Consider the following 15,710-nt stretch of genomic DNA (forward strand, 5'->3'; position numbering starts at 1 on the left):
ACTCTTTAAGTTTTCATAAAATTAACATAATATGCCTTATACAATGTTAAATAATTAACTCTCTGACATTAGCTCATATATTTTTTTAATCCTAGATTCTGATATAGAATCAATATTTTATTGATATCAATTATATGAATATATTTAACATAAAAGATTTAATTGCCAAACATGCAATTATTTTTAGTTCTACAGATTCTGAAATATCTATCCATATTTTTATGGAGTCATTTATCTACAAAGATGAGATCGTAAGTCCAATAATTCGTTTAGATGATATTGACTTACCATCAACAAAACTTTGCGATTTGGTTAATAAGTCTTTGAGTTTTAATCAAGGTGATTTAACGGGTTCTATATATTTAGGTGGGGTTCATCATCCTGTAGATGTAATAGGTCTGAGTTTTTTTCTAAGCAGGCAAAATAAATTAACTGTTCTAGTTAAAGGTCTTTACAACTTTGAGTATGAGGGGCTAGATGGCGTAGCTAATGAAGCATTTGTATTGAATACATTACTTAGTAGTTGCGATGTTAATGAAGACTAGCGAAATGAATAGGAGCTTTAATACTTATTTAATTCTTCTAAAATTAACATAAAACAGCTTACCCGAAATACGTAAAACAAAAAGCCCCTATTTCGGGGCTTTTTAAAAATTACTGCTAAATTAAACCGAATGACCTAAACGCTCACCCATCACCACGGTCGAATTGGCTTTAAACTGCTCTTCCCAAACCATTTTATCTTTTTCAAATAAAACCACAGCAGTTGAGCCTAGATAGAAACGACCTAACTCAGCACCTTTATCCAACTGCATTTGATGATGTTGCAATTCAACACGACCCGTCGGTTTTACCTTACCTGTGGCAACTGTTTCAATCCCTGCAACAATCATTGCACCAACCAACACCACTGCCATACGACCAAGCTCAGTGTCAAACAAACACACCATACGCTCATTACGCGCAAATAAACCCGGAACATTTTCAGCCGTGGTTTGGTTGACTGAGAACAACTCACCCGGAATATATAAAGTTTCGGTCAATGTACCTGCCAATGGCATATGCACACGATGATAATCTTTAGGTGACAAATAAACAGTTGCAAACTGCCCATCCACAAATGGTTTTGCTAGCTGTGGGTCGCCAATCAATTTCTCAACAGAAAAGCTTTGACCCTTCGCTTGGAAAATATCACCCGCTTCAATCTTACCGAGCTGTGAAATCGCACCATCCGCAGGACAAACAATACTATCGGCACGCTCATCTACACCACGTACACCTTGTTTCAAAGCACGTGTGAAAAACTCATTAAATGATTTATATTGATTTGGATTGGTTTGCTCGGCAATGCTCATATCAATGCCATATTTTGCTTTAAATGCCTGAATAACAGCAGTTTTCACCAAAACATTTTCACTTGCGGCAACCTTGCCAACCACACGGCTAAGTTGATGTTGCGGTACTAAATTTTGTGCTTTGATAAAAAGTTGTTTTTTTAAATCTGCTGCGAAACTCAAGATGGTGACTCCCCTGTAGTAATAGGACTATCGAGGCGATTGCCCCATTCACTCCACGCACCATCGTAGGCTCTCACTTGCCAATCAAGCAATCTTGCTAAAATATATGCCAAACCAGAACGGTGATGTGACTGACAATACACCACTACAGGTTGTTGTAAATTAAAGCCGAGTTGCTCTAAACGTTGTTGAGTGCGTTCAAGCGGGTGTAATTTTAGATGATTTTCACGATTAAGGGCAGTACTCCACTCAAAATGCAGTGCATTTGGGATGTGACCGCCGCGTCGCGCAGCTAACCGTAACCCTGTATATTCCTCATTACTACGACAATCCCATAGTTGAATATCACCTTGTTCGACTTGCGCCAATAACTCTTGATATTCAACTCTGTACTGCTGTACTGCGTTCAAGTCAACTTGCACTAATTCCTGAACAGGGCTAAAACGCTCAACTTCAGCACTTGTTGGAAGTCCAGCGCCTAACCAAGCATGAATGCCACCATTGATCAGACTGGTTCGCGTAAAACCAAGGCAATGTAAATTCCAGATTAAACGCCCAGCCCAAGCACCGCCTTCATCATCATAAACCACGACATGATGCTGAGGAGAAATATTTAGCTTTTCAATTAAAGCGCTTAAACCGTCATTATCTGGCAACACCCCATTGGCCTGCTCATTTTGAGCAACTAAATATTTAGGTTGCAAATGAATGGCATGCGGAATATGTAATTGTTCATAAACCGAGGCACGGCTTAGATCAACAACACGAATTAGCTCATGCCCTAAATAAGGAACAAGCTGTTCAGGCTCAATCAGTAAACCGAGTTTAAAATCAATATCAGTCATTGTTATGCGCTTGTGTCATCACATCATGTTTGATTTTAGCATAGCTCACTTTTTATCTTTGCTCGATTTTTTGCATTCATTTAGCAGAAAAGGAGATATACAGATAAATGAATGTCCATAAAACGCGTCAAATTTAATATGACCTATCGCATGTAATAGGATACTCGCAAACGTCATCCACAACCTGCGCAATATTTACAAGATATTGTTTCTGCGAAAGATAAAATAGTAGAAGGAAATGAACAGGTTTTGTGGATGACAATGGTTTTGCCTACTTTTCCCGAAAGAAAAGTAGGTCGAACCGAAGGTTTATCCAGATATTTCAATAATGCTCTGTAAGATACCGTGATCACTACTCTCTAAATCAGTTAGCTTAAAGACTAGCTTTCATTTTCCTCAATCTCAAACACCTGACGCAAATACGCCAAAAATGTTTCATTATCAGTCATGGTTTTACCAGAACTATCCGAAATCTTTGCGACAGATTGACGATTGCACTCGACCAACTTCAACACAATATTCAGCGGTGTCTGTCCCATATCATTGGTCAGATTAGTTCCGATCCCAAAACTCACCTGAAAGCGATCTTTAAAATATTGATGTAATGCCCAAGCTTTCTCTAAATTCAACCCATCACTAAAGGTCAACATTTTGGTTTTACTATCGATTTTCAACTTACGGTAATGCGCATAGGCTTTATCGCCCCATTCGTAAGGATCACCACTATCATGCCGTAAACCATCGAATAATTTGGCAAAATACAGGTCAAAATCGCGTAAGAATGCATCCATACCGACCACATCAGTCAAAGCAATCCCTAAATCACCTCGGTATTCTTGTACCCATGCTTCTAAGGCGGCTTTCTGAAAATTCCTCAATCGCACATCAAGTGCCTGAAAAGCCTGTAAAAACTCGTGTGCCATCGTCCCAATTGGGCTAATCCCTAATTCTTTGGCAAGCAATACATTACTGGTACCACGAAATACTTTCGGCGCAGCTGTATGAAAAGCCTGTACCACATGTTTTTGCCAATCAAAACTATAACGGCGACGTGTACCAAAGTCTGAAACCAAAAACGGTGGTTCATTATCTTGTTGCTCTTGGGCATATTGTTGTAGTTGAACCAGTTTCTGCTGGAGTCGACGTTCACCCTCCTCCAACACAGCATCCGTACGGATACGGCTGAAGTACAACTCATTCACGATGGCCAAGACGAAGATCTCAAACATCATCGCCTGTACCATCGGCCCCTCGATACGAATATCTAACCGCCCTGCCTCATCAATACTGGCTTTGATAAAACGACGCTTGAGTTGGAATAATTCTAAATAATCGACAAAATCGCTTTTGATAAAACGCAATGAACGTAAGTATTGCAGTTCATCTTCTTTAAACTTTAAGTCACATAATAGATCAAGCTGATGATTTAACTCAGGCAAGATCTCCGATAAAGGATAAAGGGTGTCGTCTAAATTTCGACAACGGAATAAATAAACACTATGCGTTTGCGGAAACTGATGTAATACCACTTGTAACATAGTGAATTTATATAAGTCGGTATCCAGTAATGATCGAACAATGGCAGACATAGATGATGGTTTTAACCAATTTTTATAAGATATGTTTTGTTATACAACTAAATGCTTCTTATTGAATAGTAGACTTTTGCTGCACGGCTCAATTTTAACCCATGTCTCTGTTAAACTTAGCGCTTCTCTTTCATTCATCATTCAAATTTATTTATGCGTGCACTAATTCAGCGAGTTCTCGAAGCCAAAGTTGTGGTTGACGGTCAAACAACTGGTGAAATTGAAAAAGGATTATTGGTTTTCTTAGGTTTAGGCAAAGAAGATAACTTAGAAAAAGGTCAAAAACTGATAGATAAAATTTTAAAATATCGAGTTTTTGATGATGAGCAAGGCAAAATGGGCTGGAATGTGAGCCAAGCCAATGGTGGAATTTTATTGGTTTCCCAGTTTACCTTAATGGCCCAAACGCAAAAAGGTTTACGACCAGACTTTGGTCCTGCAATGCCCCCTAATGACGCAAAAGCGCTGTATGAACAATTGGTTGAGTATACTCAACAACAATTTCAAAATGTACAAACGGGTATTTTTGCCGCAGATATGAAAGTGCACTTAGTTAATGATGGCCCTGTGACCTTTCAGCTTGAAATCGAATAAAATAACGCAATAAAAAACTCCCTTTTATAAGCTGCACCCTTCAAATTAGACTAAAAGCGTCCAACTTTCGAAGTGCAGTTCATTTAGGGAGTTTTTCGAATCGGTTTATTTACCCGTTTTTTCTTTAATAAATGCACGTGCTTGGCGAATTTTTTCTTTCACAGGTTTTGGTACTTTTGGTGGAATCAATTTAGCGGCTTGGTTGAACCAAACCAACAGGCTAAAGTCACCTTCCATTTTGATGCTGCCATCTTGCATACCCGTCATAAATGCCGTTGGATCACCTTTTAATAAGGTTTTCACGCCCTGCTCACTTGATGCAAACTGTAAAATAAAATCAGCTTGTTCTGGGCTACCAGCAACTGTTTCAATCTTGCCACGATTAACTAGAATCTGGCGAGCCATGCCTAAATCGGTGCCAATTTGAATACGGAATTCACGGTCATGAACTAACTCAATAAACTTCGGGCTAGTACGTGCCAATTGCTTCATACGTAACGCCAAACCTGCCACCAATAAATCAAGCGGATCTGTGCTTACATCAACGATAGGTAACTTAACCACTGGTAAAGAAGAAAGCTTCATGACATTTATGCCTACAGTATTATGATGAAAATTAAGACAACCGTATCCTAGCACAATTGTAGATCAGACAGCCAAAGCTTTGTCACAGAATGCAACAAAGGCATGCTGAGCATGCCTTTGTTGCGATTCGAATTATTATAAATTATCGGCTAGAACATTGTTGCTGATCATCCTTGTATACAGGTGTATGTTCAATATATTGACGATTTGCCAGCTGTTTTTGTGCTTGTTTGTCTTCACGTAAAAGAATGAATGTAACCGTTACCATCGCAAGGCTTAAAGCAGTCAGATAACTATAGGCGACTGATATATCGAAGATCGTTTGTACTCCAAAACGTACGACTTCTAACAGTCCCCAGCAGAGCATACCCGCCAACATAAAACCTAACCAACGACGATAAGGAGAAAAGAAAACAGCAATAACTGCGACAGCGATTAAGCCAAATCCAACCCACATGGTGAAATTCGCTGCTTCCATAGGAACCTCCGTCTTTAAAGGGATGGTCTGTGTCTTGCGCAGACCTCATCATAATTGTTCTGTAATCTCTAACAGTACTACGTATTGCATTTGCGTCTTTATGCATTATGGAGGGTTTTTTTTAGAAAAAAAGAGCTTGAAATTAGCCTTACGACACAAGCTGTCGCAATATGCTTTTGTCATTACATTTTTTAAAATTACAAAAGTCCTGAATCTCCATATAGCATCAATTGCGGCGTGTCATTACAAAAAACTATCGCTATTTTTTAGCTCAAAAAAACTTTTTTTCGAATTTTTTTATCGTTGTTTTTCTATACATTTAGACATAATTATGACCAAATCATGACGCATCAAAAATGAACAATGCCGCTTTAAAAAGCGGCATTGTTGAAGCATAGAATCGCGATTTAAGCGCGATTTAAGTCTTTATCGTGCATACCTAGTAGATACAGTACACCATCTAAACCTACACTTGAGATTGCTTGATTGGCATTTTGACGCACTAAAGGTTTAGCTCGGAAAGCAACACCTAATCCAGCAATCGACAACATTGGCAAATCATTGGCCCCATCACCGACGGCCATTGCTTGCTCAAGTGAAATTCCCATTCTTTCTGCCAGTTGACGTAACAATTCAGCTTTACGCGCACCATCAACGATCGCGCCTTTTACCTCACCTGTCACCACACCATCTTCGACATCCAGAATATTGGCGTGTACTTCATCAATCCCGAGTTTGGCTTGCAAATATTCAGCAAAATATTGAAAACCACCCGATAAAATAGCCGTTTTATAGCCTAGTGCTTTTAGCGTTGAAATCAAACGTTCAGCGCCTTCTGTCACGGTTAAACGCTCTGCGATTTTCGGTAAAACTGAAGCATCTAGGCCTTTTAGCAACGCCACACGTGCACGGAAACTTTGTTGAAAATCAAGCTCACCTTGCATCGCACGCTCTGTGATTTCAGCAACTTGCTCGCCTACACCTGCTTCTAATGCAAGCTCATCAATCACTTCTTGTTCAATCAAGGTTGAGTCCATATCGAAACAGACTAAACGGCGATTACGACGGTAAGCATTATCTTCTTGTACGGCGACATCAATATTCAACTCACCAGACAAACTTAAACAAGCAGCACGCATCGCTTGTGCATCGAGCATCTGCCCGCTTAGACCAAATTGTACACAAGCTCGACGTGGGAATGGGCTTTCTTCATCTAACCCTAAACGTCCCGACAAGCGTGTAACCGTTTCAATATTAAAGCCTTGACTCGACACAATTCGGGTAACAGCTTGCAAGTGTTCTGCGGTCAACTCTGGCGCAAGCGCAGTCACAATATAGCGTGTACGCCCCCCTTCACTCACCCATTGATCATATTCTGCGTTGGAGATTGGTTTAAATCGCACAGTGAGACCAATATCATGTGCTAAAATCAAAATCTCTTTCATTGCCAATGCTGTTGCAGTCTCATTATCCGAAGCCACAACGATCCCAAGGGTCAGTTGATTATGGATAACAGCCTGACCAACATCGAGTATTTGCAAAGAATGTACGGAGAGTACCTGCATTAATCGAGTAAACTGATTCGGTTGATCTGGTCCTAGAAAGGATATAAGAATGATTTCTCGCATGAATTGACTCGTGTTTGAGCGACAACTATTGTGTGTAAGAATCATAACATAACCGAACCTAAATCTATTTACCTTGGAAGTTTAACTTGAATGCGCCTCGCCAAGGGCTATTTGCTAGCCTACTGATCGTAAGTTTTGCATTGCATACCTTTTTATTGGTGATTGCAACGACACATCAACTCAATGAAAATCGTGCCAGCCAAGGACAGTTGATGACCAGTCAGCTGGTGGCCGACAGTCTTGCTGAACTAGAACCAGCCAATACGGTTTCATTGGCATTGGTCGCCAATCGCTATGCAACCAATCCAAGTGTTGCATCTATTCGAATTTTAGATGCGAATAAACAAGTGCTGGCAACCAGTGGTATGGCAAAAACTCGCCAAGGTGAAGTGTTTGTCCGTGATGCGCTGCAAAATGAAAAGAAAGTTGGAACTGTTGAAATTACACTGATTCAGCCAAGTATTGGTGAAATCTTACGAACTCAGTGGTTAGCCATTTTTGCTTCATTATTCCTTCACTTCCTCATCTGGCTGCCATATCGAGTCATTGCGCGTCCAACCCGTAGTGAATATTTGACGCGAATCAATCAAGAAAATCATTTAAAACATGAGATTCAACGCTTAACTCAAGCCCTTGCTTTAGAAAAGCAAAATGCCATCACTTTGGTTGCACAAGCTCAACAGCAAGCAAAAACCCAAAACAAAACTCCAGCTGAGAAGAAACCAAGAGAATCTACTCAATTGGATGATCATAGCTTGGCTTTAAACATTCAGTTTTATGATCCAAAACAGTTACTAAATAGTGTCAACCAATCTGTTTCTGTGCCTTATTTTAAACTATGCCAATTGTTTCTCGATAAAAGTATTGATCTCTCAACTAAGCATTATCAGATCGATTCAACACAAATCCATGTGGTACAAGAGTTTAGTGCGGAGGGTGCAACCTTATCGACAACTTCGGAGCAACCTGAAGCGCTTGAATGTCTGATGATGATCGGTGCTGTGTTCCAATTATTATCAGATGTTTTATATAAGCGTTATCGAGAAGACAAACGTTTTGCACTGCAAACACGAGGGGCTGTTGCCAGTGCCGTCGATGCGATGCAATTAGATGCAGTTGAAGCTGCAAAACGTTTAACACAACATATTCATGCCAAAGAAGCTGCTTTGCATTTGAACCATGAACAACTCAAAACCATTCAAAATCATTATGAACTGGTCGCAATGCCAAACCCAAGTAATATCATGACCCGCCATGCCTTTATGATTAATGGCATGAATGAAGAATGTGCAACCGTGGCGCAGACACTACGCACTGAAATATTGATGGGCAAGAAAGCAAAAGCAGCAACCGAATCCTGATTCAAGTGCTGTAGCTGATTAAGATATTTGATCCAATTGCTCAATCTTTAATAAAAATAAGGCTTTGTTTTACGACAATGCCTTATTTTTTCCTGTGCAAATTCATCAAAAAATCATCATCAAAAGCCTATGACTGTCTATCCAGCCCAAGCTAATATTTGCTTTTCCACATCGCATTTTTGAATTGATCAAGAAGCACAGGCGAAATTTTTTAAAATGCGTTAAACTATGCCAGATTTATCGAATACTAGTGCCTGAAAAGGCAGCATCAAGGGTGAAAGCGAATGCCGCTGAGTCGTGTTGAAGAGCTTGTCGCAGATATTCGTGCAGGCAAAATGGTCATCCTTATGGATGATGAAGATCGTGAAAATGAAGGTGATTTAGTTATCGCTGCTACGCATGTACGTCCTGAAGATATTAACTTTATGATTACTCATGCCCGTGGTTTGGTCTGCCTAACCCTCAGTCGTGAACGCTGCAAACAACTCAATCTCCCGTTGATGGTTGATCAAAATGGTGCTCAACACGCCACCAACTTTACACTCTCGATTGAAGCAGCCGAGGGTATTAGCACAGGTATTTCGGCAGCTGAACGTGCGCATACCATTCATGCAGCAGTTGCAGCACATGCTAAACCAAGTGATATCGTACAACCTGGGCATATTTTCCCATTAATGGCACAACCAGGTGGTGTATTACACCGTGCAGGACATACCGAAGCAGGCTGTGATCTTGCTCGCCTTGCAGGTCTAGAACCAGCCTCTGTCATCTGTGAAATTATCAATGATGACGGTACCATGGCACGTCGTGCTGATTTGGAAATTTTCGCTGAAAAACATGGTTTAAAGATTGGAACCATTGCGGATCTTATTCATTATCGTATGACCAACGAACAAACCGTAGAACGTTTATCTCAAGAAACCATTGAGACAGAATACGGCACTTTCGATTTATATAAATATCGCGAAATTGGTGACCCTGATATTCATTTAGCATTGGTTAAGGGCGAGCCGAAAGAAGGCGTGACCACAGTTCGTGTGCATGGTTTCAGTCCTGTCCGTGATCTGCTCAAACTCAAAAAAGCAGATGGTTCAGCAGCGTGGAATCTTGATCTTGCCATGAAAACCATTGCCGCAAGTGAACGTGGCGTGTTGGTTTGGATTGGTCAAGATCATTTGGAAGATTTGGGTCATGCACTTCATCAGCTCAATCAACCAAAACCATTGAAATCAAATGCCGCACTATCGCAGCAATATCAAACCATTGGTGTAGGCGCACAAATTTTACGCGATCTAGGTGTGGAAAAAATGAAACTGCTCAGCTCACCGCTGCGTTTCAACGCCTTATCAGGATTTAATCTAGAGGTAGTGGAATATATCACTGCCGATCAAATCACAGCAAAATAATCGAGGTTGCTATGGCAATTCGCCGAATTGAAGGTTTATTACATCTCGCAAGCGAAGGTCGTTATGCGATCTTAGTGGGTCGTTTCAACAGCTTTGTGGTTGAACATTTACTTGAAGGTGCGATCGACACCTTAAAACGTCATGGTGTTGCAGAAGATGCAATTACCGTGATTCATGCACCTGGTGCATGGGAACTGCCTATTGTTGCAAAAAAATTAGCCGCATCAAATAAATTTGATGCCATCATTGCATTAGGTGCAGTGATCCGTGGTAGCACACCACATTTTGATTTTGTTGCAGGCGAATGTGCCAAAGGTTTAGGTGTGGTTGCACTTGAAAGCACAATGCCAGTGATCAATGGTGTCTTAACAACCGACAGCATTGAACAAGCAATCGAACGTTCTGGTACGAAAGCAGGAAACAAAGGTAGCGAAGCTGCATTGACTGCAATCGAAATGGTTAACTTATTAAAGGCAATTTAAAGCATGTCGCAAACACTTCAGGCCGCTTATGCAGCGAAACGCAAAGCACGTCGTTTTGCTGTACAAGGGATTTATGAATGGCAAATGAGTCAGAATCCTGTTCATGAAATTGAAGCACGTACCCGTGTAGAAAATGCCATGCACAAAGTTGACCTTAACTATTACCATGAATTGCTCACTCAAGTGGTTGCTCAACATGAAGCTTTAGATGAGTTACTCGTTCCTGTACTTGACCGTGAGTTATCTGCACTGGATGGTGTAGAACTTGCAACGTTACGACTAGGCGCGTATGAATTAAGAGATCACCTCGAAGTTCCGTACCGAGTAGTACTTGATGAAGCAATTGAGCTAGCAAAACACTTTGGTGGTGCAGACAGTCATAAATATATCAATGGTGTATTAGACCGTCTTTCATCAAAGCTTCGTGAAGCTGAAAAACAACAAGCAAAATAATAGGCTTGTGTACTATGGCTGAGTTTTCCATTATTGACCAATACTTTAAACGCCCATCAAACGTTGATGTGAGTTTAGGAATTGGCGATGACTCAGCCATTGTTACCCCTCCTCCCGCACAACAACTGGTGATCTGTACAGACACATTAGTTGCTGGCCGACATTTCCCCTTAAATACTTCTGCCCATGCCATTGGCTGGAAAAGTGTCGCGGTTAATTTATCCGACCTCGCAGCTATGGGTGCAAAGCCACACAGTATTTTATTGGCACTGAGCCTACCAACGATTGATCACGAGTGGTTAGCCGAATTTAGTCGCGGACTATTTGAATGCTGCGATCAGTTCGGTGTCAGTTTAATTGGTGGTGATACCACCCAAAGCACACAACTCACGATGAGTGTCACTGCACTTGGTTGGATTGAACAAGGTCAAGCCGTTACACGGGCTGGTGCACAAGTGGGTGATTATATTTGTGTCAGCGGACAAGTTGGAGATGCCGCATTTGGATTACAGCATTTAGGGCATCCCTTACAGCAACGTTTGGATTATCCAACACCACGTTGTGAATTAGGACAACAGTTGAAGGGTTTGGCATCGAGTATGATTGATGTTTCAGATGGTCTCGCCCAAGATCTAGGACATATTTTAAAAGCATCAAATAAAGGTGCCACATTACAACTCGACCAGCTTCCGATAGATGAATCACTAAAATCACTTGAAACGCAAAAGGCTTGGCATTATGCGCTGGCTGGCGGTGATGATTACGAACTATGCTTTACAATATCACCGCAAAACTATGAAAAACTATTGCGACAACCTTTAGATGTTCCGCTTACAATAATCGGCGAAATTACCCAACAAACTGGATTGTTATTTGAGTATATGGGTGAAACTTACCCATTACATGTTCATGGATACCAACACTTTGCATAAGCCACCCATTCACTTTAATCAAATGACTTGGTTTGATCGATTCATCGTTTTCTGCGGTGTCGGTTTTGGTTCTGGTTTAGCACCCAAAGCACCAGGGACTTTTGGTTCTGCATTTGCCTTGCTTTTTATTCCAATTTGGCTACAGCTTGGATTCATGGGCAGCATCATTGCAATTGTTCTCATGTCATTGGTCGGTATTTATATTTGTGGACATACCGCAAAAGTGATTCATGTTCACGATGATGGTCGAATCGTTTGGGATGAATTTGCAGGACAATCCATTACTCTGCTGCCTTTAATTTATTTACAACAAGTGAACTGGTTATGGATCATTACTGGTTTCATATTATTCCGTATCTTTGATGTCTGGAAACCCTTTCCAATTAGTTGGGCCGATCAGAAAGTATCTGGTGGTTTAGGGATTATGCTCGATGATATTATCGCAGGGTTATGGGCAGCACTTTGTATTTGGATCATTCATTTTTATTTTTTAACTTAAACAATTGATACTAGAGTTAGGCATGTCAACAACAGTTATTATTCTTGCTGCAGGGAAAGGAACGCGAATGCGTTCACAACGACCAAAAGTATTACAACCTCTCGCTGGTCGTCCCTTACTCGGCCATGTGATTCAAACTGCTAAAAAACTGAAAGCTCAAAATATTATTACCATTTATGGGCATGGCGGAGAGCTGGTTAAACAAAGTTTTGCTGAAGAACACATTGACTGGGTTGAACAAGCTGAACAACTCGGTACTGGTCATGCGGTTCAAATGACACTGCCTGTATTACCACAAGACGGTACTTCGCTGATTTTATCGGGTGATGTACCTTGTATTCATGCAAATACCCTACAAAAATTATTAGATGCATCTACTCAGACAGGGATTGGTTTGGTGACACTTACCGTAGAAGATGCAACAGGCTATGGTCGCATTGTTCGTCAAGACGGTAAAATTCAGGCCATTGTTGAACATAAAGATGCCAGCGAGGCACAACGCCAAATTAAAGAATTTAATACTGGTATTTATTGTGTCAGCAACGCAAAACTACATGAGTGGTTGCCTAAACTATCGAATGAAAATGCACAAGGCGAATATTACCTGACCGATATTGTTGCAATGGCGATTGCGGATGGTATGGAAGTTGCCTCTGTTGAACCAGAGCTGGCATTTGAGGTGGATGGTGTCAATAACCGCCTCCAACTGGCGACTCTGGAACGTCAATTCCAGCAACAGCAGGCCAAAGAATTGATGGAACAGGGCGTGCATTTGATTGACCCGAATCGTTTTGATTTACGTGGTAGTCTCAAGTGCGGTCAAGACGTGCAAATTGATATCAATGTCATCATTGAAGGTGACTGTGAACTGGGTGATAACGTACAGATCGGCGCAGGTTGTATCTTAAAAAATACCCGTATTGCTGCTGGCACCAAGATTCAAGCCTATAGTATTTTCGAAAATGCAGTCGTAGGTGAGAACACTCAGATTGGTCCGTTTGCTCGCTTACGTCCAGGTGCAAACCTAGCCGATGACGTACATATTGGTAACTTTGTTGAAGTCAAAAACACGAATATTGGTCAGGGTTCTAAAGCCAACCATTTTACGTATTTAGGTGATGCAGATATCGGCGCAGATTGTAATATCGGTGCAGGTACCATTACTTGTAATTATGACGGTGCAAATAAGCACAGAACAATTATTGAAGATCATGTTTTTATTGGGACAAACAACTCATTGGTTGCACCGATCAAAATTGGTCAGGGTGCAACAACCGGTGCGGGCTCGACGTTGACTCGCAATGTGACTGAGCATAGTTTGGCTGTCGAACGATCAAAACAGTTCGAAAAAGCAAATTATCAACGTCCCCAAAAGCTGAAAAAATAAGAGGGTAATTATATGTGTGGTATTGTTGGTGGCGTAGCAGAACGTTGTGTAACCGATATCCTGATTGAAGGACTCAAACGACTAGAATATCGCGGCTATGATTCCGCTGGTCTAGCCTTATTAAATAATCAAAAAATTCTACGCGAACGTCGTGTTGGTAAAGTTGCAAATCTAGATGAAGCCGTATCAGAACAACAATTGACTGGTAATATCGGGATTGCACATACCCGTTGGGCAACACATGGCAAACCAACCGAAGACAATGCACATCCTCATATCTCAGGCAATGTGGCTGTCGTTCACAATGGTATTATTGAGAACTATCAAGAACTCAAAGATGCATTACAAGCGCAAGGCTATGTATTTACGTCACAAACAGATACTGAAGTTGTTGCCCACCTCGTCAATGATGCGCTCAAGAACACGGATAGCTTACTTGAGGCAGTTCAACAAGTTGTTCCACAGCTAAAAGGTGCCTATGCACTTGGTATCATCCATACTGAACATCCAGATGAGTTAATTACCGTCCGTGAAGGTTCACCTCTAGTGATTGGTGTGGGCATTGGTGAAAACTTTATTAGCTCGGATCAATTAGCATTACTTCCTGTCACCAACCGCTTTGTGTATTTAGAAGAAGGTGATATTGCACGCTTAACTCGTACTAGTATTGAAGTGTTTGTCAATGGTGAACATGTTGAACGTCCAGTGAAGGAACTAGATGCAACAGTGAGTAATGCCTCAAAAGGTGAATATAAGCATTTCATGCTTAAGGAAATCTATGAGCAGCCTGAAGCAATTCAGCAAACCATCTCCCAAGCGCTTAATGCTAATGCGCTACGCGAAGATTTCCTCAGCCATGCGAATGCGGATTTTAGTAAAATCCAGCAAGTGCAAATTATTGCTTGTGGTACCAGTTATCATGCAGGCATGATTGCCAAATATTGGTTTGAACAATTAATCGGTGTCTCTTGCCAAATCGAGATTGCAAGTGAGTTCCGTTATCGGAACCCTGTGATTGTGGCGAATACACTATATATCTGTATTTCTCAATCAGGTGAGACTGCGGATACCTTAGCTGCGTTGCGCGAAGTTCAAAAACGCGCCAAAGCACAAGAGATTTGCATTAGCACGATGACCATCTGTAACGTTGCAACCTCATCAATGGTGCGTGAAACAGATCATCATTTGCTCACCTTGGCTGGCCCTGAAATCGGGGTTGCATCCACCAAAGCGTTTACCACGCAGTTAGCTGCATTAATGCTTTTAATTCTAAAGATCGGTCAAGTCAAACAGCAAATTACTGAAACACAATTAACCGAGATTATCAGTGGATTGTGGCATTGCCCTAAAGTCATTTTAGATACCTTACAATGCGATACTGAAATTCTACGCTTATCTACGCTATTCGTTGAGAAAAACCACTGTCTATTCTTGGGTCGTGGCACACATTTCCCAATCGCATTAGAAGGTGCTTTAAAACTTAAAGAAATTTCTTATATTCATGCTGAAGGTTATGCAGCAGGTGAGCTAAAGCATGGTCCATTGGCGTTAGTGGATAACGAAATGCCAGTAGTCATTTTAGCGCCTCAAGATGACATGTTGGACAAATTAAAATCAAATATGGAAGAAGTTCAAGCACGTGGTGGTGAACTGTTTGTATTTGCAGATCAGCATAGCGGCGTGCATGCGAAAGATCGCCAACATGTGGTTCATATTCCAGCAGTTTGCGAATGGTTAGCGCCAATTGTTTATAGTATTCCTGTGCAATTATTGTCTTATCATGTTGCGGTTTTGCGTGGTACCGATGTCGATCAACCACGGAACCTTGCCAAGAGTGTAACTGTAGAATAATCAGATAGATAAAAGGAGGTTTCATGTATGAGAGTAATAAAGTATCATCCTAAGTAATATAGTTTCATCTTAGGTAATAAAGTATCATCTCATATTGCTCAAA

At 41.0% G+C, this 15,710-nt stretch carries 16 protein-coding genes; 10 read left to right on the forward strand and 6 right to left on the reverse strand.

All coding sequences use genetic code 11. The features are described 5' to 3' along the window. The first annotated feature begins 134 nt into the window (after nt 1–134). On the forward strand, nt 135–545 hold the full coding sequence (locus tag F927_RS16230; RefSeq protein ID WP_005087262.1) for a hypothetical protein: 411 nt from the start codon (nt 135–137) through the stop codon (nt 543–545). A 120-nt stretch (nt 546–665) separates the two neighbouring features. Here the strand turns inward: F927_RS16230 and asd are convergent, their stop codons facing one another. The 3 genes from asd to pncB form a co-directional block, all read right to left on the reverse strand. After that, nucleotides 666–1,517, reverse strand: a complete 852-nt coding sequence (gene asd, locus F927_RS16235; protein ID WP_005087265.1) for an archaetidylserine decarboxylase — start codon at nt 1,515–1,517, stop codon at nt 666–668. Beyond that, complete coding sequence (locus F927_RS16240) at nt 1,514–2,362, reverse strand: sulfurtransferase (protein WP_005087267.1); 849 nt, start codon at nt 2,360–2,362, stop codon at nt 1,514–1,516. Before F927_RS16240 ends, asd begins: the two co-directional genes overlap by 4 nt. Before the next feature lie 380 nt (nt 2,363–2,742). Beyond that, the gene (gene pncB, locus F927_RS16245; RefSeq protein WP_005087268.1) at nt 2,743–3,951 is read right to left on the reverse strand and encodes a nicotinate phosphoribosyltransferase; all 1,209 of its coding nucleotides are present in this window, start codon (nt 3,949–3,951) and stop codon (nt 2,743–2,745) included. A gap of 153 nt (nt 3,952–4,104) precedes the next feature. Between pncB and dtd the strand changes: the two genes are divergently transcribed. Next, nucleotides 4,105–4,545: a D-aminoacyl-tRNA deacylase gene (gene dtd / locus F927_RS16250; RefSeq protein WP_005087271.1), complete on the forward strand. Its 441-nt coding sequence runs from the start codon at nt 4,105–4,107 to the stop codon at nt 4,543–4,545. Nucleotides 4,546–4,650: 105 nt separating this feature from the next. Here the strand turns inward: dtd and F927_RS16255 are convergent, their stop codons facing one another. The 3 genes from F927_RS16255 to serB form a co-directional block, all read right to left on the reverse strand. Further along, nucleotides 4,651–5,130: a hypothetical protein gene (locus F927_RS16255; RefSeq protein WP_004637199.1), complete on the reverse strand. Its 480-nt coding sequence runs from the start codon at nt 5,128–5,130 to the stop codon at nt 4,651–4,653. Nucleotides 5,131–5,272: 142 nt separating this feature from the next. Next, on the reverse strand, nt 5,273–5,608 hold the full coding sequence (aciT, locus tag F927_RS16260; protein WP_004637201.1) for a ciprofloxacin tolerance protein AciT: 336 nt from the start codon (nt 5,606–5,608) through the stop codon (nt 5,273–5,275). 407 nt (nt 5,609–6,015) lie between these two features. Next, nucleotides 6,016–7,236 (reverse strand): phosphoserine phosphatase SerB, encoded by a 1,221-nt coding sequence (gene serB, locus F927_RS16265; RefSeq protein ID WP_005087273.1) that lies wholly within the window; start codon nt 7,234–7,236, stop codon nt 6,016–6,018. Nucleotides 7,237–7,322: 86 nt separating this feature from the next. Here serB and F927_RS16270 point away from each other — a divergent pair, with 86 nt between their 5' ends. The 8 genes from F927_RS16270 to glmS all read left to right on the forward strand — a co-directional run bounded on the left by F927_RS16270 (nt 7,323) and on the right by glmS (nt 15,607). After that, the gene (locus F927_RS16270; RefSeq protein ID WP_005087276.1) at nt 7,323–8,597 is read left to right on the forward strand and encodes a hypothetical protein; all 1,275 of its coding nucleotides are present in this window, start codon (nt 7,323–7,325) and stop codon (nt 8,595–8,597) included. A gap of 284 nt (nt 8,598–8,881) precedes the next feature. Next, nucleotides 8,882–10,003 carry a bifunctional 3,4-dihydroxy-2-butanone-4-phosphate synthase/GTP cyclohydrolase II gene (gene ribBA, locus F927_RS16275; protein ID WP_004637205.1) on the forward strand — a complete coding sequence of 374 codons (1,122 nt, stop codon included), beginning with the start codon at nt 8,882–8,884 and terminating at the stop codon, nt 10,001–10,003. An 11-nt stretch (nt 10,004–10,014) separates the two neighbouring features. Then, nucleotides 10,015–10,485, forward strand: coding sequence for a 6,7-dimethyl-8-ribityllumazine synthase (gene ribH, locus F927_RS16280; protein ID WP_004637206.1), 471 nt, complete (start codon nt 10,015–10,017; stop codon nt 10,483–10,485). Nucleotides 10,486–10,488: 3 nt separating this feature from the next. Beyond that, nucleotides 10,489–10,938 (forward strand): transcription antitermination factor NusB, encoded by a 450-nt coding sequence (gene nusB / locus F927_RS16285; RefSeq protein WP_004637207.1) that lies wholly within the window; start codon nt 10,489–10,491, stop codon nt 10,936–10,938. A 14-nt stretch (nt 10,939–10,952) separates the two neighbouring features. Then, nucleotides 10,953–11,870 carry a thiamine-phosphate kinase gene (gene thiL / locus F927_RS16290; RefSeq protein WP_005087278.1) on the forward strand — a complete coding sequence of 306 codons (918 nt, stop codon included), beginning with the start codon at nt 10,953–10,955 and terminating at the stop codon, nt 11,868–11,870. Then, nucleotides 11,848–12,369, forward strand: coding sequence for a phosphatidylglycerophosphatase A family protein (locus tag F927_RS16295; RefSeq protein WP_005087280.1), 522 nt, complete (start codon nt 11,848–11,850; stop codon nt 12,367–12,369). The genes thiL and F927_RS16295 overlap by 23 nt, the downstream gene beginning before the upstream one ends. A gap of 22 nt (nt 12,370–12,391) precedes the next feature. Beyond that, entirely contained in the window at nt 12,392–13,756 is a 1,365-nt protein-coding gene (gene glmU / locus F927_RS16300) for a bifunctional UDP-N-acetylglucosamine diphosphorylase/glucosamine-1-phosphate N-acetyltransferase GlmU (protein ID WP_005087282.1), read from the forward strand. Between the two features lie 12 nt (nt 13,757–13,768). Continuing rightward, the gene (gene glmS / locus F927_RS16305) at nt 13,769–15,607 is read left to right on the forward strand and encodes a glutamine--fructose-6-phosphate transaminase (isomerizing) (protein WP_005087284.1); all 1,839 of its coding nucleotides are present in this window, start codon (nt 13,769–13,771) and stop codon (nt 15,605–15,607) included. Nucleotides 15,608–15,710: the final 103 nt, after the last annotated feature.

The sequence above is a fragment of the Acinetobacter haemolyticus CIP 64.3 = MTCC 9819 genome (assembly GCF_000369065.1).
Classification (GTDB): domain Bacteria; phylum Pseudomonadota; class Gammaproteobacteria; order Pseudomonadales; family Moraxellaceae; genus Acinetobacter; species Acinetobacter haemolyticus.

Coding starts and splice junctions, on each gene's coding strand:
- F927_RS16230 (WP_005087262.1), top strand. CDS start 135: ATGAATATATTTAACATAAAAGATTTAATTGCCAAACATGCAATTATT.
- F927_RS16240 (WP_005087267.1), bottom strand. CDS start 2,362: ATGACTGATATTGATTTTAAACTCGGTTTACTGATTGAGCCTGAACAG.
- pncB (WP_005087268.1), bottom strand. CDS start 3,951: ATGTCTGCCATTGTTCGATCATTACTGGATACCGACTTATATAAATTC.
- dtd (WP_005087271.1), top strand. CDS start 4,105: ATGCGTGCACTAATTCAGCGAGTTCTCGAAGCCAAAGTTGTGGTTGAC.
- F927_RS16255 (WP_004637199.1), bottom strand. CDS start 5,130: ATGAAGCTTTCTTCTTTACCAGTGGTTAAGTTACCTATCGTTGATGTA.
- aciT (WP_004637201.1), bottom strand. CDS start 5,608: ATGGAAGCAGCGAATTTCACCATGTGGGTTGGATTTGGCTTAATCGCT.
- serB (WP_005087273.1), bottom strand. CDS start 7,236: ATGCGAGAAATCATTCTTATATCCTTTCTAGGACCAGATCAACCGAAT.
- ribBA (WP_004637205.1), top strand. CDS start 8,882: ATGCCGCTGAGTCGTGTTGAAGAGCTTGTCGCAGATATTCGTGCAGGC.
- ribH (WP_004637206.1), top strand. CDS start 10,015: ATGGCAATTCGCCGAATTGAAGGTTTATTACATCTCGCAAGCGAAGGT.
- nusB (WP_004637207.1), top strand. CDS start 10,489: ATGTCGCAAACACTTCAGGCCGCTTATGCAGCGAAACGCAAAGCACGT.
- thiL (WP_005087278.1), top strand. CDS start 10,953: ATGGCTGAGTTTTCCATTATTGACCAATACTTTAAACGCCCATCAAAC.
- F927_RS16295 (WP_005087280.1), top strand. CDS start 11,848: ATGGATACCAACACTTTGCATAAGCCACCCATTCACTTTAATCAAATG.
- glmU (WP_005087282.1), top strand. CDS start 12,392: ATGTCAACAACAGTTATTATTCTTGCTGCAGGGAAAGGAACGCGAATG.
- glmS (WP_005087284.1), top strand. CDS start 13,769: ATGTGTGGTATTGTTGGTGGCGTAGCAGAACGTTGTGTAACCGATATC.